Origin of the sequence: Dyella sp., from assembly GCF_051962475.1 — a bacterium.
Classification (GTDB): domain Bacteria; phylum Pseudomonadota; class Gammaproteobacteria; order Xanthomonadales; family Rhodanobacteraceae; genus Dyella_A.
The window spans coordinates 1-24,423 of record NZ_JBQCCF010000030.1; the positions used below are offsets into that span (position 1 = coordinate 1).

At 67.3% G+C, this 24,423-nt stretch carries 20 protein-coding genes; 11 read left to right on the plus strand and 9 right to left on the minus strand.

What is annotated here, in order from left to right; translation table 11 throughout:
- Nucleotides 1–259 precede the first annotated feature (259 nt).
- Together ACTHJF_RS06240 and ACTHJF_RS06245 are read left to right on the plus strand one after the other, a co-directional pair.
- Nucleotides 260–481: an AbrB/MazE/SpoVT family DNA-binding domain-containing protein gene (locus ACTHJF_RS06240; RefSeq protein ID WP_431638022.1), complete on the plus strand. Its 222-nt coding sequence runs from the start codon at nt 260–262 to the stop codon at nt 479–481.
- 11 nt (nt 482–492) lie between these two features.
- Nucleotides 493–924 (plus strand): type II toxin-antitoxin system death-on-curing family toxin, encoded by a 432-nt coding sequence (locus ACTHJF_RS06245; RefSeq protein WP_440266363.1) that lies wholly within the window; start codon nt 493–495, stop codon nt 922–924.
- A 409-nt stretch (nt 925–1,333) separates the two neighbouring features.
- Here ACTHJF_RS06245 and ACTHJF_RS06250 read toward each other — a convergent pair whose 3' ends face one another.
- On the minus strand, nt 1,334–3,982 hold the full coding sequence (locus ACTHJF_RS06250; protein WP_440266364.1) for a M1 family metallopeptidase: 2,649 nt from the start codon (nt 3,980–3,982) through the stop codon (nt 1,334–1,336).
- Between the two features lie 330 nt (nt 3,983–4,312).
- Here ACTHJF_RS06250 and ACTHJF_RS06255 point away from each other — a divergent pair, with 330 nt between their 5' ends.
- The 4 genes from ACTHJF_RS06255 (at nt 4,313) to ACTHJF_RS06270 (ending at nt 7,645) form a co-directional block, all read left to right on the plus strand.
- Nucleotides 4,313–4,663 (plus strand): hypothetical protein, encoded by a 351-nt coding sequence (locus ACTHJF_RS06255; protein ID WP_440266365.1) that lies wholly within the window; start codon nt 4,313–4,315, stop codon nt 4,661–4,663.
- A gap of 206 nt (nt 4,664–4,869) precedes the next feature.
- On the plus strand, nt 4,870–5,220 hold the full coding sequence (locus ACTHJF_RS06260) for a nucleotide pyrophosphohydrolase (protein WP_440266366.1): 351 nt from the start codon (nt 4,870–4,872) through the stop codon (nt 5,218–5,220).
- Between the two features lie 24 nt (nt 5,221–5,244).
- Nucleotides 5,245–7,134, plus strand: coding sequence for a DNA/RNA helicase domain-containing protein (locus ACTHJF_RS06265; RefSeq protein WP_440266367.1), 1,890 nt, complete (start codon nt 5,245–5,247; stop codon nt 7,132–7,134).
- Nucleotides 7,135–7,261: 127 nt separating this feature from the next.
- Nucleotides 7,262–7,645: a DUF302 domain-containing protein gene (locus ACTHJF_RS06270; protein ID WP_440266368.1), complete on the plus strand. Its 384-nt coding sequence runs from the start codon at nt 7,262–7,264 to the stop codon at nt 7,643–7,645.
- Nucleotides 7,646–7,814: 169 nt separating this feature from the next.
- Here the strand turns inward: ACTHJF_RS06270 and ACTHJF_RS06275 are convergent, their stop codons facing one another.
- Nucleotides 7,815–9,860, minus strand: coding sequence for a M13 family metallopeptidase (locus tag ACTHJF_RS06275; protein ID WP_440266369.1), 2,046 nt, complete (start codon nt 9,858–9,860; stop codon nt 7,815–7,817).
- A gap of 165 nt (nt 9,861–10,025) precedes the next feature.
- Between ACTHJF_RS06275 and ACTHJF_RS06280 the strand changes: the two genes are divergently transcribed.
- Entirely contained in the window at nt 10,026–10,499 is a 474-nt protein-coding gene (locus tag ACTHJF_RS06280) for a DUF421 domain-containing protein (protein ID WP_440266370.1), read from the plus strand.
- 60 nt (nt 10,500–10,559) lie between these two features.
- On the opposite strand, the gene ACTHJF_RS06285 is transcribed toward ACTHJF_RS06280, so the two are convergent.
- The 7 genes from ACTHJF_RS06285 to miaA all read right to left on the minus strand — a co-directional run bounded on the left by ACTHJF_RS06285 (nt 10,560) and on the right by miaA (nt 17,547).
- Nucleotides 10,560–10,907 carry a hypothetical protein gene (locus ACTHJF_RS06285; RefSeq protein WP_440266371.1) on the minus strand — a complete coding sequence of 116 codons (348 nt, stop codon included), beginning with the start codon at nt 10,905–10,907 and terminating at the stop codon, nt 10,560–10,562.
- Nucleotides 10,908–11,105: 198 nt separating this feature from the next.
- Nucleotides 11,106–12,398 carry an adenylosuccinate synthase gene (locus ACTHJF_RS06290; protein ID WP_440266372.1) on the minus strand — a complete coding sequence of 431 codons (1,293 nt, stop codon included), beginning with the start codon at nt 12,396–12,398 and terminating at the stop codon, nt 11,106–11,108.
- 197 nt (nt 12,399–12,595) lie between these two features.
- The gene (hflC, locus tag ACTHJF_RS06295; protein ID WP_440266373.1) at nt 12,596–13,462 is read right to left on the minus strand and encodes a protease modulator HflC; all 867 of its coding nucleotides are present in this window, start codon (nt 13,460–13,462) and stop codon (nt 12,596–12,598) included.
- Nucleotides 13,459–14,604, minus strand: a complete 1,146-nt coding sequence (gene hflK / locus ACTHJF_RS06300; RefSeq protein WP_440266374.1) for an FtsH protease activity modulator HflK — start codon at nt 14,602–14,604, stop codon at nt 13,459–13,461. Before hflK ends, hflC begins: the two co-directional genes overlap by 4 nt.
- A 169-nt stretch (nt 14,605–14,773) precedes the next feature.
- Nucleotides 14,774–16,087, minus strand: a complete 1,314-nt coding sequence (gene hflX, locus ACTHJF_RS06305) for a ribosome rescue GTPase HflX (protein ID WP_440266375.1) — start codon at nt 16,085–16,087, stop codon at nt 14,774–14,776.
- 87 nt (nt 16,088–16,174) lie between these two features.
- The gene (gene hfq, locus ACTHJF_RS06310; RefSeq protein WP_431638044.1) at nt 16,175–16,444 is read right to left on the minus strand and encodes an RNA chaperone Hfq; all 270 of its coding nucleotides are present in this window, start codon (nt 16,442–16,444) and stop codon (nt 16,175–16,177) included.
- A 140-nt stretch (nt 16,445–16,584) separates the two neighbouring features.
- A complete protein-coding gene (gene miaA, locus ACTHJF_RS06315) occupies nt 16,585–17,547 on the minus strand; it encodes a tRNA (adenosine(37)-N6)-dimethylallyltransferase MiaA (protein ID WP_440266376.1) in 963 nt (320 codons plus the stop codon).
- Between the two features lie 100 nt (nt 17,548–17,647).
- On the opposite strand from miaA, the gene ACTHJF_RS06320 reads away from it, so the two are divergent.
- The 4 genes from ACTHJF_RS06320 to kbl form a co-directional block, all read left to right on the plus strand.
- A complete protein-coding gene (locus ACTHJF_RS06320) occupies nt 17,648–18,367 on the plus strand; it encodes a hypothetical protein (RefSeq protein WP_440266377.1) in 720 nt (239 codons plus the stop codon).
- 104 nt (nt 18,368–18,471) lie between these two features.
- Nucleotides 18,472–19,506, plus strand: a complete 1,035-nt coding sequence (tdh, locus tag ACTHJF_RS06325; RefSeq protein WP_440266378.1) for an L-threonine 3-dehydrogenase — start codon at nt 18,472–18,474, stop codon at nt 19,504–19,506.
- Nucleotides 19,507–19,698: 192 nt separating this feature from the next.
- Nucleotides 19,699–23,364 carry a DUF748 domain-containing protein gene (locus tag ACTHJF_RS06330; RefSeq protein WP_440266379.1) on the plus strand — a complete coding sequence of 1,222 codons (3,666 nt, stop codon included), beginning with the start codon at nt 19,699–19,701 and terminating at the stop codon, nt 23,362–23,364.
- An 82-nt stretch (nt 23,365–23,446) separates the two neighbouring features.
- Nucleotides 23,447–24,423: glycine C-acetyltransferase (gene kbl / locus ACTHJF_RS06335; protein WP_440266380.1), on the plus strand; the 977-nt coding region annotated here is incomplete at its 3' end.

The window sequence follows — 24,423 nt, forward strand, 5'->3', positions numbered from 1 at the left end:
CCCCCCGCTCTATCCCCTCCGCAGCCCGCCCAACGTGGCCCCCGCCGTGGTGGAGCCGGCCTCTCGCGGGCGATGCCTTTCGCTTTGATGTGGCATCAGAGCCAGGAGCATCGCCCGCGAGCGGGCTCCTACAGGAGATTAGCGAGGGGTGATCACGCTCCGGGTGGCTTGCAGCATGAGTCCAAGGCTCGCGGTGGCCTGCTTGTCGCTGCCCGATGCGCGGTATAACATTCGTTATAACCATCACGCGGAGCCCGCCATGAAGCTCAAGATCACCAGCATCGGCAATTCCGCCGGCGTCATCCTGCCCAAGGAGTTGCTGGCCCGGTTGCGGCTGGAAAAGGGCGACGAGCTGTATGCCATCGAGACCCCGGACGGCGTGCGGCTGACGGCGTTCGATCCCACGTTGGCGCAGCAGATGGAGGTGGCCGAAACGGTAATGCGCAAGCGGCGCAGCCTGCTCAACAAGCTGGCTCAGTAGGGGGACTCGCCATGATCGTATGGATCGAAAAGGCGCTGGCCCTCGCCGTGCATGATCGTCAATTGGCCGAGCACGGCGGCATCGCTGGCGTGCGCGATGAACGCTTGCTCGACTCCTCGCTGGGGCGACCTCAGCAACGCCATGCCTACGGCGAACCGCCTCCGGATCTTGCCGATCTTGCCGCCTGCCTGGCCTTCGGATTGGCGCGCAATCACCCCTTCATGGATGGCAACAAGCGTACTGCCGCCGTGCTCTGCGAAACCTTCATTCTTCTCAACGATGCGGCACTGCAGGCCGACGACGTCGAGCTGTATCCGATCTACATCGCCCTCGCCGAAGGCAGCATCACCGAGCAGGAATTCGCCGACTGGCTGCGGCCGCGCCTTATCCTGGCCGGCGATCCGCAGGTGAACGAGGCGGCGCCCCGTTACGGGCGACGTTGAGGATCGGATCGAAAGAATCGCTGCAGCGGGTTCGGGGTGTCGACGTCGAAGTGGCGCGCCTCGCCACTGCTGCGGCAGAAGTCTTCGGCCCGGATGCGCCACAACGAAAGCATTTAGGCAGCCTCGCGAGGGGCACTGCAATCCCCTGTAGGAGCCCGCGCGCGGGCGATGCCTTTCGCTTTGATGTGACATCGGAGCCAAAAGCATCGCCCGCGAGCGGGCTCCTCCAGGGGGTGCTGTGCGCACTGGAGATGTGAGATGGCGGCGGACCTCCGTGGCCGTCATTCCCGCGAATGCGCCAGGAGCTCGTCATCCGCTTGATCGTGCGCAATAGACCGCGCCCCCCGAGCGACCAAAAAAGAAGCCCCGCATCGCGGGGCTTCTTTCATCGCTTGGGCTGCAACACCGATCAGTCGGCGTTCTTCGCCAACCAGGCATCCACGTCCGACAGGCGATCGTTGCGGATCATCATGCGGTACTGGATGTTGGCGATCACCGTGTTGGCCACGCGGCGGGAGCCCTCGGCGATGTGCGCGTCGGCGTACGCCTTGATCTTGTCGATCATCTCCGGCTTGAACGAGGTGGCGCCCAGGGCCGGGTAGTAGCGGCTGGACGAGGTGGAGTCGACCAGCTTGTCGACCTGCTCGCGGTGCGCCACGGCGAAGTCGAACGCCATGTCCGGATGGTCGTACGACACGATGCGGATCATGCCTGCGCTGTTGGTGGCGCCCGGCTCCGGGGTCAGCGCCAGATTCAGTGCCTGCTTGGCCAGCGCGTCATCCTTGGCCACCGACAGCATGGCGTAGAGCTGGTCCTTGATCAGCGGCGTGGTTTCGGCCTTGGCCTCGTCGTGCAACTGGTTCCAGGTGGCGGCGTCGGCGTTGCGGGCGACGATGGCGGTGATGGTCTTGCGCAGCGGCACCGGCACGGCGTTGGGGTCGGTCTTCTGTGCGGCGAAGCGGCGGCGCGCCTCGGCGATCACGTCCTTGTCGCCCAGGCTGGCCAGGGTGCCGATCATCTGCGTGCGCAGCAGCGCGGTCGGCACGCTTTCGCCGGCCTTGGCTTCCCAGCCGATGCGCGCGAACACCGGGCGCAGTCGCTCCAGCGCGAATGCGCGGAAGCGGGTCTGGCGCGCCTCGTCACCCTTGTAGTAGCTGTCGATGGCTTCGAAGTAACCGGCCACCTCGCCCCACACCTGCGGATCGGCGTCGGCCGGTGTGGCCTTGGCCAGCTCCAGCACGTTGGCCACCGGCTCCTGGCCGGCCATCGCCAGCGCCCAGGTGTCGCCCATCAGGCCGAGCTGGTCGATCGGTGCCAGCTTGGCGAAGTCACCCTTCAGTGCCGCGAACTGCGCAGACGAGTACAGCGTGCGGTAGTAGCCGGTCTGGCCGGCGTTGACCAGCACCGGGCCGCAGCCCGGCACAGTCACCGAACCCTTGCCGTCCACCACGGTGGTGACCGGCTTGCCGTCGAGGGTCTTGGCGATCACCGGCACGTGCCAGCGCAGCGGTGTCTTGTTCGGGCGATCCTTGGTGAACTCGCCCTGGCTCAGCAGCACCTCGGTCTTGCCGGCGTTGCAGGCGGTGGTCTGCACGCGGATCAGCGGGATGCCCGGCTGCAGCGTGAAGTCGTGCGCGATCTGGGTGATCGGCTTGCCGGCCGCGGCCTGCACCGACTTCCACAGGTCATCGGACACCGTGTTGCCGTAGGCGTGCGCCTTGATGTAGTTACGCACGCCGGTGCGCCAGGTCTCCGGGCCCACATAGGCCTCGAGCATGGTGATCACCGCCTGGCCCTTGGAGTAGGTGATCGAGTCGAACGCCTGGCTGGCCTGCTCCACCGTCTCCACGTGCTGCACCACCGGGTGGGTGGTGGCGACCGCGTCCAGCGACATCGCGCCTTCGCGCGTGCCGACCAGGTCAAGGTTGGTGTGCCACTCCGGGTGCAGCTTCTCGGTGGTGCGCTCGGCCATCCACGAGGCGAAGCCCTCGTTGAGCCACAGGTCGTCCCACCAGCTCATCGTCACCAGGTCGCCGAACCACTGGTGCGCCATTTCATGCGCGGCGGTGTTGAACACGCGCTGCTTGTCGCCCTGGGTGGAGATGGTGGGGTTGAGCAACAGCGCGTACTCGAAGGTGAAGATCGCACCCCAGTTTTCCATCGCCGAGAAGAACTGGCTCTGGCCCGGTGCGGCGATGTTATCCAGCTTGGGCAGCGGATACTTCACGCCGAAGTAGTCGTTGTACTCATGCAGCACGGCCTTGGCCGAGTCGAGCGTGAAGTCGGCCTGGTCGACCATGCCCTTCTGCGTGATCACGCCGATCTCGGTGCCCTCGGACTTCACCGTGGCGCGCTCGAACTCGCCCACGCTGAAGAACAAGAGGTAAGTGGACATCTTCGGCGACTCGCCGAAGTGCACCTCGGTCATGCCGTTGCCGAGGTCCTTCTTGGAGACGATGGGCATGTTGCTCACCGCCATGTCCGCGCTCGGCACGGTGGCGGTGAGGTCGAAGGTGGCCTTGTAGTTCGGCTCGTCCCACGAGGGGATGAAGCGGCGCGCGTCGGAGTTCTCAAACTGCGTGTACAGCGCGCGCTTCTTGCCAGCCTTGGTGTCGTAGTCCAGCGCGAAGATGCCGTTGGCCTGGGTGCCGATCTTGCCGGTGTAGGTCATCGCCAGGCGGTACTCGCCGGCCGGCACCGGGTGATCGAAGGTGAAAGTGGCCGTCTGCGCCTTCTCATCCACCGTCACCTTCGGCTTGCCGACCATGATCTTCAGCTTGGTCGGCGTCAACGAGGCCTCGGAGAACGTGAGGTCGGCCGCGTTGAGCGTGATGCTGCTGGTGGGCTTGAGCACGTTCAGCGTGATCGTGACCTTGCCGTCGAAGGCGAGCTTGTCGGCATGCGGCACTACGGCCACGTCGTAGTGCGTCGGCACCACGCCACGCGGCAACTGGGTGGTGGCCTCGCGCATCGGCGGCGCCTTGGCGGTGGCCGCAAGCGGGGCCATCGACACGCCGGCCAGGGCCAGCGCAATGGCGGAAACGAGATAACGACGCATGACTTCTCCTGCAGGATGAACCCGGTACCGGATACACGGCGACCTGCGCCGCACCGGACCGGAAGACGGAAACGGATTGTCCCCATTACTCCCATGGTGAGGCGCGCGCTGTCGGGCGGACACGGCCGGAAGTCACGCCCGAACATGCTGCAGCGCCGCGAGACTGAATCATCGCCATCGATCACCCGGGCGCCGTCAACTCCTTACGACAGGCTGGCGTTACTGTCCGCGCCACCGGCCGGTGCCGCCAAAGCCTTGCGTCGCAAGGGTTTGCGACGCACCGGCGGCGCAAGAGGCCGTTTGCCCAACCACGCATCTGAGGAGATCACCATGGCACCTCGCACCACCGTTCGCCGCAGCCTGATCGCCCTGCTCGCCACCAGCGCACTCGCCGCCACCGGCGCCATGGCGCAAGCCACACCCGTGCCCCACCACCCGCGCGTCAACGAAGTGAACCAGCGCGTGGACAACCAGCAGCAGCGCATCGACAAGGGCGTCGCCAATGGCACCATCACGCCCAAGCAGGCCGCCCGCGACGAAAAGCACGACGCCAACATCGCCCAGCGCGCCAGCGCCGACGAAGCCCGCCACAACGGCCACCTCACCAAGAAGGAAACCGCGCACCTCAACCGCGCGGAGAACCGCAATAGTCGGCATATCCGGAAGCAGCGCAGGCATTGAGCCCCGGCAGCAACACTCAACCCAAGCCACACGGAGAGCCCCGCCATGGCGGGGTTCTTCTTTGCAGATGAAGAAGCTGAAAGATCTTCGCCCGCAAGTTCAGCCAGCGCATCGGCTGTGCTCTGGTGCCTTGAGGGACAGTTTTTTTGGCTGGCAGCAAGGGAGCGCCTAAGCTTGGCGCATGCCACGGAGCACGGAACCACGCCATGAACGACGAAATCCAAAGACTGCAGGCGGCCTTGCAAGTGTTCGCCCAGGAAAGGGAATGGGAGCAGTTCCACTCGCCCAAGAATCTGGCTACTGCCCTATCGGTCGAGGCAGCCGAACTGCTTGAGCACTTCCAGTGGCTGACTGAGGAACAAAGCCGCTCTCTACCGGGCTCGAAGCGCGACGCCGTCGCCGAGGAAGTGGCTGACGTCTTCCTCTACCTGCTCCAGCTTTCGGACAAGCTGGGCATCGACCCTCTGGATGCGGCCCGCAGGAAGCTGCAACTCAATGCCATCAAGTACCCGGTCGAACGCGCCAAGGGGACGAGCAAGAAGTATTCTGAGCTTTGATCGAAGGCTAAGGGAAGCTGCAACGTGATCGTCTATCAGGCCGACAAGAGCAGGTTTCTTGACGATCACGACAACCGGGATATCGAACATGTCATCGCTGCGAAGTACCTGCAGCGGACCGGGCGGTACGCCGCTGAATCCGAGTTCCGTTCCTGGAAGAACTCGCTGGGCGAGATGGCCAAGGTGCTTCGCGACCCCGGCATACCCGACAACATCGGTGTCGGCGTTGAATTCGGTATCCCCCAGACATCCAAGCGAATCGACTTCATCCTCTCCGGACGCACTGATGAGGGCCCGAAGGTCATCATCGTCGAGCTCAAGCAATGGTCCGAGGCGAAGCTTTCGCCGAAGGATGGTCTCGTCATCGCTCGTCGTGGTGGCCATGCCGCCGAAAGTGAAGGTACGCATCCCTGCTATCAGGCGTGGTCCTACGCAGCACTGCTTGAAGGCTTCAATGAGGCAGTCTACGAGCGCAACGTCGCGCTGAACCCCTGCGCTTATCTCCACAACTACGTGCAGGACGGCATCATTGACGACCCACTGCACTACGGGGACTACATTCGTAAAGCGCCGCTGTTCCTAAAGGGCGAAGCGGAGCGCCAGCGCCTTCGGGACTTCATCAAGCAGCATGTGAAATACGGCGACAACGCCGAACTGATCTACGAAATAGAAAACGGACGCATCAAACCCTCGAAGGCGCTGGTGGACAGCCTGGCTGGCCTAATGAAGGGCAATCAGGAGTTCGTGCTGATCGATGACCAGAAGGTCGCTTTCGAGAGCGCTATCGCCTTGGCCACCCGTGCTTCGGAAGCAAAGAAGCAGGTCGCGATCATTCAGGGCGGCCCCGGCACCGGGAAGTCGATCATCGCAATCAACCTGCTAGTCCGCCTGTCGAAGCTGGGCCTCGTCAGCAAGTACGTTTCAAAGAACGCAGCGCCGCGCGCCGTCTACAAAGCCAAGCTGACCGGCACGTTCAAGCAGACGGCCATCAGCAACCTGTTTTCCGGCTCCGGCTCCTTCGTCGAGACGGGTGCGAATGCGTTCGATGCGTTGATCGTGGACGAGGCCCATCGCCTCAACGAGAAGTCCGGCATCTACGGAAATCTAGGCAAGAATCAGATCAAGGAGATCATCCACAGCAGCAAGAGCGCGATCTTCTTCGTGGACGACGACCAAGTCGTGACTTTGTCCGACATCGGGTACACAGCAGAGCTGGAGAAGTGGGCTCGCGCGGCTGGCGCCGAGATCACACACATGCAATTGGCCTCTCAGTTCCGTTGCGGCGGCTCTGACGCCTACATGGAATGGCTAGACAACACCCTGGGCTTGCGCGAAACCGCCAACACCACGCTCTCCCCCGACGAGTTCGACTTTCGCGTCTTGGATTCGCCCAACGAGGTGCACGAGTTGATCGCCGAGCGAAATGCCATCAACAACAAGTCCCGTGTCGTTGCCGGCTATTGCTGGGACTGGGTCAGCAAGAAAAAGCCTGATCAGAACGACGTCGTCATCCCCGAGCACAATTACGCCAAGCGCTGGAACCTCGACAAGGACGGCAGTCTATGGATCGTGGCACCCGGATCCATCCATGAAGTGGGATGCATCCACACCTGCCAAGGCCTGGAGCTAGATTACGTTGGAGTCATCGTCGGCATGGACCTGGTCGCACGAAAAGGCGAGATGGTTACCCAACCAAGCGCGCGATCGCGTATGGACAGATCGATCCGCGGATGGAAATCGATGATGAAGAGCGCTCCAGAAGAGACTCGCGCCCGGGTCGACCGCATCATCCGGAACACGTACAAGACACTAATGAGTCGCGGCATGAAGGGCTGCTATGTGTATTGCGTCGATGCAGAAACGCAGAACCATTTCCGAAAAGCTCTGTCGTCCACGTGCTCGGATGGGGCATAGCGGACCAGCAGGTGCATTCTTGCGCGCACTGATTCATCGCCAAGGCAGACGTGGCTCCGACTTGACGAAACCGGTACTCGCGGAAGCGCATGGTGCGCGAAGATTTGCCCCTCTAGGAGACGCGACCATGATCTACAAGAAGCAAACATCCAAACCCCTCGGCCAGGCCGTCGAGGCCATGCAGGCCGCAGTAAAGGCGCACGGCTTTGGCGTGCTGCACACCTACAACTTCAAGCAGACACTGGCGGACAAGGGTTTTCCGTTGGCCAACGGCTGCATTGTGATGGAGGTGTGCAACCCGAAGCAGGCGTCGGAGGTGCTGGCGATGGACATGACGCTGAACATGGCGCTGCCGTGCCGGGTGTCGGTGTACGAGCAGGATGGGGCGACCTGGATCGGCATGGTGCCGCCGACCGACCAGCTGTCGCTGATCTCCCGCGATCCGCTGATTGCCGAGGCGGCGCGCGGGGTGGAGGCGACGATGAAGGCGATTATCGACGCGGCGGTGTAAGGGCTGGCAGCATCGGGCATCGCAGGGGCGCGCCTGCCACCGATATGGCGAGTGCGCCGAGGGCGCTCCCTCCGCTCACGCCGGCAGCGGCGCGACCAGCAACGCGGCGCGCCTTTCAGGTTCACCACGGCGGCGAGGGCGCGCTCGCTGAGCGCAGCCCCGTAGCGCCTCACCAGATCCGCACCACTTCTCCCGCCGGCCGCACCATCGCATCCCCGGCCTCGCACGAGAACGCGCGGGCGAACGCGGGCATGTTGGCGACGGTGCCGAGGATGCGTTCGTGCGGTGGGGCGTGCGGGTTGCTGGCGAGATAAACCAGGGTCTGTGCCTCGCGCATGCGGCCGCGCCAGATGCGGGCGAAGGCGAGGAAGAAGCGCTGATCCTGGGTGGTGCCGTCGATGCGGCTGGCGGCTTCGGCGGGGTTGGCTTTCAGTGCCGCTTGCAGGGCGTCGTAGGCGACGTGCAGGCCGCCGAGGTCGGCGATGTTCTCGCCCAGGGTGAGGCGGCCGTTGACGTGCACGCCCGGGTGGTTGGGCAGCGGCACGTAGGCGTCGAACTGGCGTGCGAGCGCGTCGGCGCGGGTGTTGAAGCGGGCGTTGTCCTCGGGCGTCCACCAGTCGGCCTGGTTGCCCTGCCCGTCGAACTGGCGGCCGGCATCGTCGAAGGCATGGGTGGCTTCGTGGCCGATGGCGGCGCCGATGCCGCCATAGTTGATGGCGTCGTCGCCGTCGGCGAAGAAGAACGGCGGCTGCAGGATGGCGGCGGGAAAGGTGATGGAGTTGTCCTCGGCGCGGTAGAACGCGTCCACCGTCTGCGGCAGCACGCTCCAGCGCGTGCGGTCGGTGGGTTTGCCGATGCGCGCCATCGCGTCGCGGTGGTTGTAGCGCTGCAGCGCGCGCACTTTGTCGTAATAGCCGCCGGCGCGCAGATCGAGGCCGCTCCAGTCGCGCCAGTGATCGGGATAGCCCACCTTGGGCAGGAACGCACGCCACTTCGCCAGCGCGCGGACCTTGGTGGTGTCGCTCATCCAGTCCAGCGCCTGGATGCGCGCCTGCAGCGCCGCCAGCAGCCGGGTTACCAGCACCTGCGCGCGCTGCTTGGCCGCGGGCGAGAAGGTGCGCGCCACATACAGGCGGCCCATGGCCTCGCCCATCTGCGCGTTCACCGTACCCAGCACTTGCTGCCAGCGCGGCTTGGGCTGGGCCTGGCCAGTGAGCGTGTGGCCGTGGAAGTCGAAGGCAGCGTCCTGCCACGGTTGCGCCAGGTACGGCGCGGCGGCATCCAGCGCGTGGAAGCGTAGATAGGCGCGCCACTGCGCCATGGGCGCGGTAGCCAGCTGGTGGTCGAACGCAGCGAAGAACGCCGGCGGCGCCAGCGAGAACTCGCTGTCGGCGGACAGGCCCTGGGCAGTAAGGAACGTGCCCCAGACAAAGTGCGGGGTCAGTCGATCGGCCTGGGCCGGCCGCACGGCGTGGAACTGATTGGCCGGCTGGCGCGCCTGCATCGGCGACGGCGTGGCCTGCGCGAGGGCGGTTTCCAGCGCCAGCGCATCGTCCGCCGCGCGGGATGGGTCGGGCGTGCCCGCCATCTGCAGCACGCGAGCGATGTAGGTGCGATAGGCGGCGCGCTCGTCGGCGTAGCGTGCGTCGGTGTAGTAGTCGCGGTTGGGCAGGCCGAGCGCGGCGGGTGCGGCGGCACCGATCTGCCGACGCGCATCGCGGTAGTCGCCCTGCACGTCGAAGCTGAATACCAGCGGCTGGCCACCGACGATCGTGTGGGTGATCAGGTGGGCGACGTCCTGCGGACGTTTCAGCGCATCGATGGCGTGCAGCATGGGCTGCATCGGCGCGAGGCCCGCGCGGTCGATGGCAGCCCTATCCATGCCGGCGCGATACAGCAGGCCGAGCTGGCGGCGCGTGGGCTCGGTGCGCGGTACATCGACGGCACGTACGGCGTCCTCGGCAATCTCGTGCTGCACCCCCAGGCTCGCCAGCGTCAGCTGATCGAACACGCCCCAGCGCACTTCGTCCGGCGGGATCGGATGCGCCGCCAGCCAGCGTGCGTTGACGAAGCGATCCAGATCCACGCACGGCGATGCGGTGCGATCGAGCTCGGTGGGATCGAGCGGGCGGCTGGCGTCGCCCGCCCACGCGCTGGCGGCGGTGAGCAGCGCAAGCGCTAGCGTGGCTGGAAGGCGCAGACAAAAACAAGGCATGGCGATCCTCGCTGGCATGAACCGGCCCAGCTTACCCGCCGCATTCCCGCGTTGCCGCCGGTGCCGTCATCGCGCGCTTGCACCACGCGGTGCCGACGCATTCTGGACGCCGGCTGTGGCAGACAGGAGCGATCGACAACGCGAGGTTTTGCCATGCACGATGCCATGCAACTTTCGATGCCGTGGTGGACGTTCGCGCTGCGCGGCGCGCTGGTTTACATCGGCCTGCTGGCCTTGCTGAGGTTCACCGGCAAGCGCGGCCTGGGCGACATGTCGGCGTTCGACATCGTCGTGCTGGTGCTGGTGGGCGGCGTACTGCGCACGGCGATCCTGGGCGACGACCACTCGCTGCTGGCGCCGGTGATCGGCACCCTGGGCATCCTCGCGATGCAGAAGATCATCGGCTGGGCCAGCGCGCGCTCGGCGCGCTTCAATCGGCTGGTGGAAGGCTGGCCGACGGTGCTGGTGCGCAATGGCCGGCGTGATCGCTCGAAGATGCGTCACCACGACATCTCCGACTCCGAGCTGGACCGCGCCCTGCACGTGGCGGGCCTGGAGGACGAGGTGACGATCGCGGTGGCGCGACTGGAGCCGAACGGCAAGATCACGCTGATCCGGCGCGGGCGGGAGGCTGCCTGACAAGCGGTCCCACGTGATTGCGTGGGGCCGCTTCATGGCCGGTAATGGCGCGCCGGGCGGTCAGCGCTTCTTCGTGGGTGCGCCCGGCGGTGGATCCATGCCGCCGGAGCCACGGCGGCCGGAGCGCCCACCCGCATCGTTCTGCTGTTTGCGCTGCTGGATACGCACCTCGCGGTCGATCGCCGAACCACCACCCTGAGTGCCTTCGCTGGCGTCGGTGCCGACGCCGACGGCTTCGGGAACTATGGTGTCCGTTACTTCGTCGCGGTCGAAGCGCTGGCGCGGCTGCTGTTGGCCGGTGCCGCTACGACCGCCGACGCTGCCAGGTGGACGCGTGGCCTTGCTTGCGATGTCGTCGGTGGTAGAGGCGTCGTCTTTGCGTTCGCCTCGCGGATGCTTGTCGGCCATGGGGCCTCCTGCGCGCGGTGATGGGGCGACCTATGCTCGGCCCGCGCGGGTTGGCCGGCCGTGCAGGGCTTGGGCCCGCGGCTACACGCAGGATTTACGGATGCCGGCCAGGCGCGCCCTGCCCTTACCCGCCGCGCCGATCACCAAAGGAAAAGCCCCGCCGATGCGGGGCTTTCCAGTGGCGTCGAGGACGACCGATCAGGCGAACGGGTCGTCGAGGATGATGGTGTCGTCGCGGTCGGCGCCGGTGGCGACGAGGGCGATGCGGCAGCCGGAGAGCTCTTCCAGCGAGCGCAGGTAGGCGCGGGCGGCGGGCGGCAGCTTGTCCCACTCGCGGATGCCCGCGGTGGATTCTTCCCAGCCCGGGAATTCCAGGTACACCGGCTTGCACTCGGCCCAGCCGTCGGCGTCCAACGGTGCCAGCTCGCGGCGCTTGCCGCGGTATTCGTAGGCAATGCAGACCTTGATGGTGGGCAGGCCGTCGAGCACGTCGAGCTTGGTGATGGCCAGGCCGTTGATGCCGTTGATCTGCACGGCGCGCTTGAGCGCGACGAGGTCGATCCAGCCGCAGCGGCGCGGCCGGCCGGTGCTGGCGCCGAACTCGTTGCCGACCTTGCGCAGGCGCTCGCCCATCTCGTCTTCGAGCTCGGTGGGGAACGGGCCGCCGCCGACGCGCGTGGCGTAGGCCTTGCAGATGCCCAGCACGTAGTCGATGTCGCCCGCGCCCACGCCGGTACCGGCGAGCGCGCCGCCGACGGTGGTGTTGCTCGAGGTGACGTACGGATAGGTGCCGTGGTCGATGTCCAGCAGCGCGCCCTGCGCGCCTTCGAACAGGATGTGGCCGCCTTCCTTGCGCACGTCGTGCAGGATGGTGGCGACGTCGTCGACCATCGGGCGGATGAATTCGCTGTAGGTGAGCGCTTCGTCCAGCACGGTCTGGTAGTCCACCGGCTCGGCGCCCAGCCACTGGGTGAGGATGAAGTTGTGGTACTCCACGGCGGCCTGGATCTTCTCCGGCAGCTCGTGCGGGTACATGAGATCGGCCACGCGGATGGAGCGGCGGGCGACCTTGTCCTCATACGCCGGGCCGATGCCGCGGCCGGTGGTGCCGATGGCGCTCTTGCCGGCCTTGACCTCGCGCGCCTTATCCACCGCGATGTGGTACGGCATGATCAGCGGCGTGGCGGGGCTGATCTTCAGCCGCGGGCGCACGTTGACGCCGTTGGCCTCCAGCTCCTCGATCTCGCTCTTGAGCGCGGCGGGGCTGAGCACCACGCCGTTGCCGATCAGGCACAGCGCGTCGTCGCGCAGGATGCCCGAGGGGATCAGGTGGAGGACGGTCTTCTTGCCCTTGATCACCAGCGTGTGGCCGGCGTTGTGGCCGCCCTGGAAGCGCGCGACGGCGCCTACGCGTTCGGTCAGCAGGTCGACGATCTTGCCTTTGCCTTCGTCGCCCCACTGGGCTCCAAGAATGACTACGGACTTGCCCATGGCTTTGCTCTCGTGTGGCGCCCCGATCGGCGGGGCAGGAGGTACTGCGCGGGTGTTGCGGTGTTGCTCTGGCGTGGGTCGGTTGCGTCCGTGCTGCCCCCGTCACGCCCGCGCGCGACGCACCCTCGGGCCACAAGGCCAGAGCCGGAAGGAACGGGCCGATCGGCGGCCCGTTGGTGTGTCGCTTGCGTGTTGCCTCAGCGCTTTCCGGCGCTGGACTGGAAATACTGCAGGAACGGATCGTCCGGCTTGACGATGAGCGTGCTCTTGCCGTCGCCAAAGGCGTGACGATACGCCTCCATGGAGCGATAGAACGCGAAGAACTCCGGATCCTGGCCGTAGGCCTGGGCGTAGATCAGCGCGGCCTGGGCATCGCCTTCGCCACGGGTCTTGGCCGCGTCGCGCTCGGCGTTGGCGCGCAGCACCTGGCCCTGGCGGTCGGCGTCGGCGGTGATGGTGGTGGCCATCTGCTCGCCGGTGTAGCGCAGCTCGTTGGCCAGCTGCAGGCGCTCGGCCTTCATGCGCTTGTAGACCGAATCGCTCACTTCGTCGGGCAGGTCGATGCGCTTGATGCGCACGTCCACCACCTGGATGCCGAGGTTCTTGCGCGCGGCGGCGTCGGTCTGCTCGCGCACGCGGTCGGTGATGTCCTTGCGCCCGCCGGTGATCAGCTCCTGCAAGGTGCGGCCGTTGAACTCGAAGCGCAGCGCGTTCTTCACGATGGGGCTCAGGCGCTGCGCGGCCTGCAGCGGATCGCCGCCGGTGGCGCGGTAGAAAGCAGCGTTGTCGGCGATGCGCCACTTCACGTAGAAGTCGACGTTGACGCTCTTCTTCTCGGAGGTGAAGTAGCGCTCCGGCTGCGCGTCCATGGTGAGGATGCGGTTGTCGAAGCGCATCACCTGCTGCACCAGCGGCAGCTTGAAATGCAGGCCGGGCTGGTCACCGGTGCGCACGATGCGGCCGAACTGCAGCAGCAGGGCGGTCTGCCCTTCGCTGACCACGTACATGCTGCTCATGCCGAGCAGCGCCACCACGACGATGGCGACAATGGCGGAGATCTTCATGGCTGCTTCTCCTGGCCGTTGGCGTCACCGGTGACGGACACCCCCGCGCTCACCGGCGCACTGGGCGCGGCGCCCGGCAGGTTGATGATGTTGCGGCCGTTGGAGCCGTCGACCACCTTGGCGTTGCGCGCCATCACCTCTTCCATGGTTTCCAGCCACAGGCGCTGGCGGGTCACCGCGGGAGCGGCCTTGTACTCCTTCAGCAGCAGGTTGAAGCGCTCGGCGTCGCCGGTGGCGCGCGCCACGCGCTCGGCCTTGTCGCCCTCGGCCTTGGCGACGATGCGCGAGGCTTCGCCGGTGGCCTGCGGGATCACCTGGTTGGCGTAGGCGTAGGCCTTGTTGACGGCGCTCTGCTTGTCTTCGCGGGCGGCGTTGACGTCGTCGAAAGCGGCCTTCACTTCGTCCGGCGGGGAGACGTTCTGGAAGCTCACGTCGGTGACCACGAGGCCGGCGTCGTAGCTGTCCAGCGTGCGCTGCAGCGCCTCGCGGGTCTGCTGCTGCAACGTGACACGGTCCTGGTCGCCGCTGGCCTTGCTGACCACCGGCGCCGGCGCGGGCTTGGCCACCGACGCGGCAGCGGCCGGCGCGGCGGCTGCGGCCACGTCCTCACCCGGGCTGGTGAGGATGTCGTCCATCGAATGGGCGCCGACCACGGAACGCACCGCGGCCTCGGCGGCCTGCTTGAGCGTGTCGTCCGGATCGTTGGTGGAGAACAGGTACTTGCGCGAGTCCGACACCTGGTACTGCACGTTGAAGTTCACCGCGATGATGTTCTCGTCGCTGGTGAGCATGCGCACCTGGTCGACCATGGCGCGCACGCGGGTGGTCTCCACCTTGGATACGGTTTCGATGGGGGCGGGCAGCTTGAAGTGGAAGCCCGGGCCGAGCGTGCGCGAGTAATGACCGAAGCGCAGCACCACGCCGTTCTGGCTGGTGTTGATGATGGTGTAGCTGCTCAGCAGCATCCAGGCGATCAGCAGCGCCAGCACGATGGTGACGATGCCGCCGCCACCGCCGCCGAGGCGGCCGAAGCGCGCGCGCAGCGACTTCAGGAACTGGTCGAGGTTCGGCTTGCCGCTGCCCGGGCGGTTCTTGCCCCAGGGATCGCGCTGCCCGTTGTTGCCGGGTTCGTTCCAGGCCATGGTCAGTCTCCTTGGGGCCGCTGGGAGGCCGGCAACAGCAGCCGGAACACAGGTGTGACGGGTTGGATCATCAGGTGGCTTCGCAGGCGGTAACCGCAGGGGATGCAACGCGCACGAGCCGGGGACGCAAACGGGCGCGAGTTTACCAGAGGCGCCGCGGCGTTGCCGGTCACTCGACCGGCTGCGCGGTGCGTTCGAGCAGGTCGCGCAGCAGCGCGGCGTCGACGTCCTGGCCGCCGCTGAGCGGGGCGATCACGCTGCGCGGGGCGTCGATGTCCAGGTGCCAGCCGTCCTCGTCGACGCGCTCGCCGACGATGGCGCCGGCGGCCTTGAGCCGGGCGTGCAGCCGGCCGGCGGACAGCGGCAGGCTGAGCTCGGATTGCAGCCGCTCGCCGCCGAGCAGTTCGCCCAGCGCCTCGCGCAGCAGGTCCAGCCCGGCGCCGGTGGCGGCGGACAGCCACACCTGCGTCGGCCGGCCTTCACCGTCGCGCACGATGCGCGGCTCGGCGCCGGCCAGGTCGATCTTGTTCATCACCTGCAACTGCCGCAGATCGCCGGCGTCGATCTCCTGGAGCACGCCATCCACCACCTGGCGCAGGCGCTCGCGATCCTCGTCGGCGGCGTCGCACACGTGCAGCAACAGGTCGGCGTCGCGCGCCTCGGCCAGGGTGCCGCGGAAGGCGGCGACCAGATCGTGCGGCAGGTCGCGGATGAAGCCAACGGTATCGGCGATCACCGCCGGACCGCAGCTCAGGTCGTCGACCTTGCGCACGGTGGGATCGAGCGTGGCGAACAGCTGGTTCGCCGCGTACACGCCGCCGGTGGTGAGCGCATTGAACAGCGTGGACTTGCCGGCGTTGGTGTAACCCACCAGGGCCACCCGCGGCACCGTGTTGCGCAGCCGCGCGCGGCGCTGCTGGCCGCGTTGGGTCTGCACTTTTTCCAGCCGCTTGGTGAGCTGCTTGACGCGCTCGCCGAGCAGGCGGCGGTCGGTTTCCAGCTGGGTTTCGCCCGGGCCGCGGTTGCCGATGGCGCCGCCGCGCTGGGCGTCCAGGTGGGTCCAGCCGCGCACCAGCCGGGTGGCGATGTGCTTGAGCTGGGCCAGCTCCACTTCCAGCTTGCCTTCGTGCGAGCGGGCGCGCTGGGCGAAGATGTCCAGGATCAAGCCGGCGCGATCGACCACACGCACGCCCAGGTGTTTTTCCAGGTTGCGCTCCTGCACGGGGGTGAGCAGGTGGTCGACCAGCACCACGTCGGCCTCGACCGCGCGCGCCATCTCGGCGACCTCGTCGGCCTTACCGGTGCCGATGTAGAAGCGTGGGTTGGGCACTTCGACGCGGGCGGGGATGGCGCCGAGGATCTCGGCCCCGGCGGATTTCACCAGCTCGGCGAATTCCTCGCCGCGGCGCACGGCGTCGCCTTCGCCGCGCGAATGCGGAAGCACGAGGAGCGCGCGGTCGCCTTTTTTCTGTCTGTCAAACACGGGGGCGGAGATGTCCTGCCGGGCAAACCCCTGTCATGGGGGCTTGCCCGCTGCGATCAAGCCGGTGCGCGCCCGTGCGGGAGCGGATCAGGCTTCGTGTTCGGCCGGCGCGGCCGAGGCTTCGCCCGGGCCGTCGTGGCCGTTGCCCACGCGCACGTTGCGGCTGGGCACTACGGTGGAGATGGCGTGCTTATAGACCATCTGGCTGACCTGATTACGCAGCAGCACCACAAACTGGTCGAACGACTCCACCGTTCCCTGCAGCTTGATGCCGTTGACCAGGTAGATAGACACCGGGATGCGCTCCCGGCGAAGTGCGTTGAGAAATGGATCCTGCAAGGACTGTCCTTTGGACATTGTTCTATTACTCCCCCGTCAAAGCTGCGGTCCGGACAAATAAGCGCGCCCGCTCCGGACCAAGTCCGCTCGATCTTAACCGCTTTTAAATCAGGGACGAAAGCGGCCCGGGCACACTCGTGCCCGGACCGCGCCGGCCGTCACACCGGGCCGTGGGCCGGGGTCCCGAGAAACAGCTCGAGCGCGTCCACGGCCCGCCCGGTGAGGTCCGCCCGTTCCGGGTCGAGCGTGCGGGCGTCCAGCTCGCCGCGCAGCCAGGTGATCTGCCGCTTGGCCAGTTGGCGGGTGGCGAAGATGCCGCGGTCGCGCAACTCGGCGGCGTCGAACTCGCCGTCCAGGTGCTGCCAGGCCTGGCGGTAGCCCACGGCGCGGATCGCCGGCAGGTCGGCGTGCAGATCGCCGCGGGCCTTGAGCGCGCGCACCTCGTCGAGGAAACCGGCGGCCAGCATGGCGTCGAAGCGCTCGGCGATGCGCGTGTGCAGCGGCGCCCGGTCGGCCGGCAACAGGGCCAGCTTGAGCACCCGCCACGGGAACGGCTCGCGGATCTGGCTGCCCTGCAGTTCGGAGAGCGGCCGACCGGTGAGCGCGATCACCTCCAGCGCGCGCTGAATGCGCTGAGCGTCGTTGCGGCCGATGCGGGCAGCGGCGATTGGGTCCTGCCCGGTGAGTCGGGCGTGCAGTTCCGGCCAGCCGATCTCCGCCGCTTCGGCGCCGATCTGCGCACGCAGCTCGGCATCGGCTTCCGGTAGCGCGGACAGTCCCTGCTGCAGGGCGCGGAAATACAGCCCGGTGCCGCCCACCAGCAGAGGCACCCTGCCCGCCTCAGTGATCGCGCGCATCGCCTCCAGCGCGTCGGTGCGGAAGTCCGCGGCCGAATACGGTTCGGCCGGGTCGCGGATGTCGATCAGTGCATGCGGGTAGCGCGCGAGCGTCGCGGCATCGGGCTTAGCGCTGCCGATGTCCAGGCCACGGTAGACCAGCGCGGAATCCACGCTCACCAGCTTCACCGGAAAGCGGTCGGCCAGCGCGCAGGCGAGCGCGGTCTTGCCCGAGGCGGTGGGGCCCATCAGGAAGATCGCGAGCGGTCGGGTGTCGATAGCCATCGGGCAAGTGTAGAGACAGCCGATGCCGGGTGGCCCGGGTCAACCGCAACAGCAGGCCACACGTTGCCCGCGGATTCCGCCCTCCACACAGACCACGCCCATGCCCCGACTGCCCCTTTGCCATGGATCGGCCGTTGCGCTGGCGCTCCTTTGTTGCGTGCCGCTGGCGTTGAATGCCGCCACGCCGGACCCGGCGGACCTCAGCGGCATCTGGCGGCTGGACGACAGCTCAAGCGTCACGCCTGCGGCAGTGGAGGCCCTGCTCAAGCATGAGGCGATGCGCGAACAGCCGCCACGTCAGCCGCACCCTCCCGGCGGCACCAGTGCCGGCACAGGTCAACCGGCCGATGACACCGGGCCACGCCACGAGCGCATGGGGGGTGGCGGCTTCGGCGGCCACGACGGTGGCATGGGCGGGGGGCATCACGGCGGGCACCGTCACGGGGACGACAAGCCGTCCAGCGACCACGCCGCCTCGGCACCCACGCATTACGCCACGCCATCCTGGCTGGACGACGACAGCGTACTGATGGTGCAGGAGGACGCCCGCGCCCTGCAGCTGCGTCTGGGTTCCGGCACCCAACTCGACCTGCGTTTCGACCACCCGGCGCAGCAGGCACTCAACGGCAGCGCACTGGTGCGCAGCTTCCGCGACGACGCCGGCGTACACGTGGAGATGCGCTACGCCGACGGCTCGCGGCTTACCCAGGACTGGTCGCTCACTGCCGATGGCCGACGGCTGGTACTGCACCAGCAGTGGCAACTGCCGTCGCTGGAGCGTCCGGTTGACTTCATGCGGGTCTACCAGCGGCTGAACTGAGCCGCCGCATGCTGCGCTGCCGAAGCGGCGCGCATCATGTGGACCGTATAATCGTCGGCTGATTCTGCGGCCGCCGGCCGCGTCACTCCCCACGGATGCCCCCCATGCCTCAGACGATGAAAGCCCTGGTCAAGCGTCACGCCGAACCCGGCATCTGGATGGACGAAGTCCCCGTGCCCGAGGTCGGCCCCAACGAGGTGCTGATCAAGCTGGAGAAAACCGCCATCTGCGGCACCGACCTGCACATCTACAAGTGGGACGAGTGGAGCCAGCGCACGATCAAGCCGGGGCTGACCATCGGCCACGAGTTCGTCGGCCGCATCGTGGAGATGGGGCCGGGCGTCACCGGGTACAGCATCGGCGACCGCGTCTCGGCCGAAGGCCATATCGTGTGCGGCCACTGCCGCAACTGCCGCGCCGGCCGCCAGCACCTGTGCCCGAACACGGTGGGCATCGGCGTGAACCGCAACGGCGCGTTCGCCGAGTACATGACCATGCCGGCCAGCAACCTGTGGCCGATCCCCGACCAGATCCCGTCGGAGCTGGCCGCGTTCTTCGACCCGTACGGCAACGCCGCGCACTGCGCGCTGGAGTTCGACGTGATCGGCGAGGACGTGCTGATCACCGGCGCCGGCCCGATCGGCATCATCGCGGCGGGCATCTGCAAGCACATCGGGGCGCGCAACGTGGTGGTCACCGACGTCAACGACTACCGCTTGAAGCTGGCCGCCGACATGGGCGCCACCCGTGTGGTGAACGTGGCCAACCAGTCGCTGCGCGACGTGGTGAAGGACCTGCACATCCAGGGTTTCGACGTGGGCCTGGAGATGAGCGGCAATCCGCGCGCGTTCAACGACATGCTGGAAGTGATGTACCACGGCGGCAAGATCGCCATGCTCGGCATCATGCCCAAGGGCGCCGGCATCGACTGGGACAAGGTGATCTTCAAGGGCCTCACCCTGCAGGGCATCTACGGCCGCAAGATGTACGAGACCTGGTACAAGATGACCCAGATGGTGCTCACCGGTTTCCCGCTGCAGAAGGTGCTCACCCACCAGATCGCCATCGACGACTTCCAGCGCGGCTTCGACCTGATGGACCAGGGCATCTGCGGCAAGGTCGTGTGCAGCTGGAGCTGAGTGGGCCAGGCTGAGGCCGGGCGATCCCGCGGGCGATTGCATCCGCCCCCCACCATGCGACGAGATGACGCCGGCGCCTGTGCGCCGGCGTCGCTTCTTCGTACACTGCCGCCGATCCGCAGGGGCCACGGATAGCACCGGCCAGCGACCATCCCGCCAGCCGGCCCACGACGTTTCGGGGAGTGCATTGCGATGCGCGTTCGTCGCCTTCTGGAAGATCCTCGCGCGGCCCGCGCCGTGGCCCACGCCCGGGCGCTGAGTCAATCGCACCGCGTTCGCCGCGGCCTGCTGATCGCCGCGGCGGTGCTGGTGCTGTTCGGCCTGCTCGGCTTCTTCGCCGCGCCGCCGATCCTGCGGGGACAGATCGAGAAGCGCGCCAGCGCGGCGCTGTCCCGCCCGGTGACCTTGGGCGCGGCGCACTTTAACCCGTTCACCCTGCGCCTGCAGCTCGATCGCCTGCATATCGGCGAGCGCGACGGCAAGGCCGCCTTCGTCGACGTGGACGTGGCGGTGATCAACGCCTCGTGGGCCTCACTGTTCCGCATGGCGCCGGTGCTCGACGCGCTGCGGCTGGACCATCCGCAGATTCACTTGGCGCGCGGCGCGGACGGCCGCTTCAACTTCTCAGACCTGATCGACCGCTATGCCGCCAAGCCGGGCGCCCCGCCCTCGCCGCCCGCGCGCTTCGCGCTGGCGAACATCCAGGTGCACAACGGCGACCTGCGCTTCGACGACCAGCCCACCCGGGCCAGTCACCGCGTCGACCAGCTGGAGGTGGGCATCCCGTTCCTGGCCAACCTGCCCAGCGATACCGACATCTACGTGCAGCCGCTGCTGGCGATGCGGGTAGACGGCAGCCCGCTGCGCATCGACGGGCAGACCAAGCCGTTCGCCGACTCGCGCGAGTCGACCATGCATTTCCAGTTCGACCAGCTGGACCTGCCGCGCTACCTCGCCTACGTGCCTGCGGCCGCACTTCCGGCATCCATCCCGAAGGGCCTGATGAGCGGCGTGCTGGACCTGCATTTCGTGCAGAGCCAACCCACCCCGCAACTCAAGCTCACCGGCCACCTGCAGCTGGACAGCTTCGCGCTGGCAACGCGCCAGGGCGCGCCGATCCTCGACCTGGGCCACGGCGGCGCACAGCTGCTCGACGTGCAGCCGCTGCTCTCGCGCTACCGCCTCGGCACCGTGGTGCTGGACCATGCCGCGCTGAGCTACCGGCAGGGCGCCGACGGCCACAGCAACTTCGACGCGTTCACCGCCGGCACGCCCACCCCGGCCGGCAAGCCAACGGCACCACCCACCGACCTGCGCATCGACGGGCTGTTCCTCACCGACAGCGCCGTGCACTACACCAACGCCACGCAGCAGAAGCTGGACCTCTCCCGCGTGCGCGGCGCGCTGCATGGCCTGAGCCTGTTGAAAGCGCCTGCCGGCACGCTCAACCTGGCGGCCGCGCTCGGTGGCGGCGACATCACCGCCCGGGGCACGCTGGACCTGGCGGCTGGCCAGCTCAAGGCCGCGCTCGACCTGAAGCAGGTAGCGGTGGCGCCGCTGCAGGCGATCGCCGTGCCCGACCTGCGCGCACCGGTCACCCAGGGACGCCTCGATGCCGGCGGCCAGCTTGCGCTGGACTGGGGCAAGGCGCTCAACCTGCACCTGACCGACGCGCATGCCACGGTGAACGATTTCGCACTCGCCCCGCAGCAGAAGGAACACGGGCCGGCGATGGCGTGGAGCCGACTCGACGCGGCGATCCCGCTGTTCGACCTGGCCCGTCGCCAGGTACTGCTGGGCGACGTCACGCTGCACCGCCCTGCGCTGGACATCGAGCGCGCGCACAACGGCCAGCTGAGCCTGATGGAGCTGCTGCCGGACGCGCCGGACGCACCGAACAGTACCTCGTCCCTAGCCGCGCCTTGGCACTGGCAACTGGGCCGCCTCGCGCTGGACGAGGGCAGCGTGGACTTCACCGATCTCGCCGCCGGCACGCGCCCCGTGACCACCAAGATCACGGCGATGAAGGGACACCTGGACGGCCTCAGCGACAAGCTCGGCGAAGCGCGCTCGTTCGCGCTCACCGGCACGATCGACCGCGGCAGCGTCGACGCCAGCGGCACGCTGCGCCCCGATCCGCTGGGCGCCGAGCTGAAGCTGACCACGCGCAACCTGGACATTGCCCGCTTCGAGCCCTATCTCAGCGTGCCGCTGAACGTGACCATCGCCAGCGCGCGCCTGACCAGCGACGGCCAGCTGCACTACGACGCACGCGGCCGCACGCCGTCGCTGCGCTATCGCGGCGACACCGCGCTGGAACGGGTGCGCGTGCAGGACAAGCTCACCGGCGACGACTTCCTGCGCTGGCGCACGCTCACCGCCTCGCGACTGGACGCCGAAATCGGGACGGACGCACCGCGGGTGGACGTCGGCGCGCTGGTACTCACCTCGTTCTACGCCCGCGTGATCATCAACGCGGATGGACGGCTGAACCTGTCCGACGTGGTGGCCTCGCCGGCGTCCGCGCCGGTGTCGGTAACCCGCACCGAAGGCAGCGTGCCGGCCCCGGCGGCTACCGCGCCCACGCCAGCGCCGGTCGCTTCAAGCGCCTTGGTCCAGGCGCCTGCACCATCGCCCGACACCACGCCGGCGGCGCAAATCCACCTCGGCGGCATCACCCTGGTGAACGGCCAGCTCAACTACACCGATAACTTCATCAAGCCCAACTACACCGCCAACCTCACCAAGCTCACCGGCAAGATTGGCGCCTTCGGCACCAAGCCCGGCGACCCGCCGGCCGAACTGGCCGTGCAGGCGGCGCTGGACGAGAACTCCCCGGTGGATATCAGCGGCACCATCAATCCGCTGCAGCCGGTGGCCTTCCTCGACATCAAGGGCAAGGCCGACGAGGTGGAGCTGACCTCGCTGGCCGCCTACTCCCGCAAGTACGCCGGCTACCCGATCACCTCCGGCAAGCTCAACGTGGACGTCCACTACCAGCTCGACCAGCGCAAGCTGGAGGCGGACAACCACATCTTCATCACCCAGCTCACTTTCGGGGAGCGCGACACCAGCCCTGGCGCGAAGCATCTGCCGGTGAAGCTGGCGGTGGCGCTGCTGCGGGACACCGAGGGCAACATCGACGTGAATCTGCCGGTGTCCGGCTCGCTGGACGATCCGCAGTTCAGCGTCGGCGGGCTGGTGTGGCGGGCGCTGGGCAACCTGATCGCCAAGGCGGTGACGGCACCGTTCCGGCTGCTCGGCGCCGCGTTTGGCGGCCCGGGGGCGGATCTGGGCTACGTCGAGTTCGCGCCGGGCTCGGCGATCCTCGACGCGAAGGCGCAGGAGCGGCTGGGCAAGCTGGTGGCCATTCTTAAGAAAAAGCCGTCGCTGAAGCTGGACATCATCGGCCGGGTCGACCCCACCAAGGACCGCGACGGCCTGCGCAAGGTCACCGTGGAGAACCTGATCCGCCGCGAGCTGGTGCTCGACGACAAGGGCAAGGACGCCGAGGTGTCCGATGCCGCCCTCGCCGACGTGCGGGTGACGCCGGACCAGGTCGAGAAGTACCTCAAGCGGGCCTACAAGCACGACGACATCCCGAACAAGCCGCGCAACTTCCTCGGCCTGAAGAAGTCGCTGGACCCGGATGAGATGCGCGGCCTGATGGAAGCGAATGTGGCGGTGGACGAGCCGGCGATGCGCGCCCTCGCCAAGCGCCGCGCCGACGCCGTGCAGACCTGGCTCAGCGGCAAGCTCGATGCGTCGCGCTACGGCGAGAAGCCTGTGCAACTCGATACGAAGGGCATTGACGACAAGGGCAAGACGACGCGGGTGGATTTCGGCCTGCACCAGTAGCGGCGGCCGGCAGCAGGGCTTCCTTCACAGCTCCACCGCGAGGGGCGACAATATCGTTTTGCTCCCGCACAAGGTTCCCGCCATGAGCTATCCCGGCCAGTCCCGTTTCGCCGCCGAACTCGCCTCCATCCGCGAGCAGGGCCTGTTCAAGGCCGAGCGCGTGATCGTCTCGCCACAGTCGGCCGAGATCGAGCTGGAGGGCGGCCGCAAGGTGCTCAACTTCTGCGCCAACAACTACCTCGGTCTGGCCGATCATCCGGACGTGATCGCCGCCGCCAAGGAGGCACTGGATACCCACGGTTTCGGCATGGCCTCGGTGCGCTTCATCTGCGGCACGCAGGACCTGCACAAGCAACTGGAGAAGAAGATCGCCGAGTTCTTCGGCACCGAAGACACCATCCTCTACGCCGCCTGCTTCGACGCCAACGGTGGCCTGTACGAGCCGCTGCTGGGCGAGGAGGATGCGATCATCTCCGACGCGCTCAACCACGCCTCGATCATCGACGGCATCCGCCTGTGCAAGGCCAAGCGCTTCCGCTACGCCAACTGCGACATGGCCGACCTGGAGAAGCAACTGCAGGCCGCCGACGCCGCCGGCGCGCGCACCAAACTGATCACCACCGACGGCGCGTTCTCGATGGACGGCTTCATCGCGCCGCTGGACAAGATCACCGCGCTGGCGAAGCAGTACAACGCGCTGGTGCACATCGATGAATGCCACGCCACCGGCTTCCTCGGCAAGACCGGGCGCGGTTCGGCCGAAGTACACGGCGTGATGGACAGGATCGATATCTTCACCGGCACGTTGGGCAAGGCGCTGGGTGGCGCGGTAGGTGGTTTCACCACCGGACGCCGCGAAATCATCGACATGCTGCGGCAGCGTTCGCGGCCGTACCTGTTTTCCAATTCGTTGCCGCCGGCGCTGGTCGCGGCGTCCATCGAAGTGCTGAAGATGCTGGACGAGGCCGGGAGCCTGCGCGAAAAGCTGGCGGAGAACACGAAGTATTTCCGCGACGCGATGACCAAGGCCGGCTTCGAAATCAAGCCGGGCAATCATCC

Excerpts from the sequence above, each read along its gene's own strand:
- ACTHJF_RS06240 (WP_431638022.1), top strand. The coding sequence starts at position 260 with ATGAAGCTCAAGATCACCAGCATCGGCAATTCCGCCGGCGTCATCCTG.
- ACTHJF_RS06245 (WP_440266363.1), top strand. The coding sequence starts at position 493 with ATGATCGTATGGATCGAAAAGGCGCTGGCCCTCGCCGTGCATGATCGT.
- ACTHJF_RS06250 (WP_440266364.1), bottom strand. The coding sequence starts at position 3,982 with ATGCGTCGTTATCTCGTTTCCGCCATTGCGCTGGCCCTGGCCGGCGTG.
- ACTHJF_RS06255 (WP_440266365.1), top strand. The coding sequence starts at position 4,313 with ATGGCACCTCGCACCACCGTTCGCCGCAGCCTGATCGCCCTGCTCGCC.
- ACTHJF_RS06260 (WP_440266366.1), top strand. The coding sequence starts at position 4,870 with ATGAACGACGAAATCCAAAGACTGCAGGCGGCCTTGCAAGTGTTCGCC.
- ACTHJF_RS06270 (WP_440266368.1), top strand. The coding sequence starts at position 7,262 with ATGATCTACAAGAAGCAAACATCCAAACCCCTCGGCCAGGCCGTCGAG.
- ACTHJF_RS06275 (WP_440266369.1), bottom strand. The coding sequence starts at position 9,860 with ATGCCTTGTTTTTGTCTGCGCCTTCCAGCCACGCTAGCGCTTGCGCTG.
- ACTHJF_RS06280 (WP_440266370.1), top strand. The coding sequence starts at position 10,026 with ATGCAACTTTCGATGCCGTGGTGGACGTTCGCGCTGCGCGGCGCGCTG.
- ACTHJF_RS06285 (WP_440266371.1), bottom strand. The coding sequence starts at position 10,907 with ATGGCCGACAAGCATCCGCGAGGCGAACGCAAAGACGACGCCTCTACC.
- ACTHJF_RS06290 (WP_440266372.1), bottom strand. The coding sequence starts at position 12,398 with ATGGGCAAGTCCGTAGTCATTCTTGGAGCCCAGTGGGGCGACGAAGGC.
- hflC (WP_440266373.1), bottom strand. The coding sequence starts at position 13,462 with ATGAAGATCTCCGCCATTGTCGCCATCGTCGTGGTGGCGCTGCTCGGC.
- hflK (WP_440266374.1), bottom strand. The coding sequence starts at position 14,604 with ATGGCCTGGAACGAACCCGGCAACAACGGGCAGCGCGATCCCTGGGGC.
- hfq (WP_431638044.1), bottom strand. The coding sequence starts at position 16,444 with ATGTCCAAAGGACAGTCCTTGCAGGATCCATTTCTCAACGCACTTCGC.
- miaA (WP_440266376.1), bottom strand. The coding sequence starts at position 17,547 with ATGGCTATCGACACCCGACCGCTCGCGATCTTCCTGATGGGCCCCACC.
- ACTHJF_RS06320 (WP_440266377.1), top strand. The coding sequence starts at position 17,648 with ATGCCCCGACTGCCCCTTTGCCATGGATCGGCCGTTGCGCTGGCGCTC.
- tdh (WP_440266378.1), top strand. The coding sequence starts at position 18,472 with ATGCCTCAGACGATGAAAGCCCTGGTCAAGCGTCACGCCGAACCCGGC.
- ACTHJF_RS06330 (WP_440266379.1), top strand. The coding sequence starts at position 19,699 with ATGCGCGTTCGTCGCCTTCTGGAAGATCCTCGCGCGGCCCGCGCCGTG.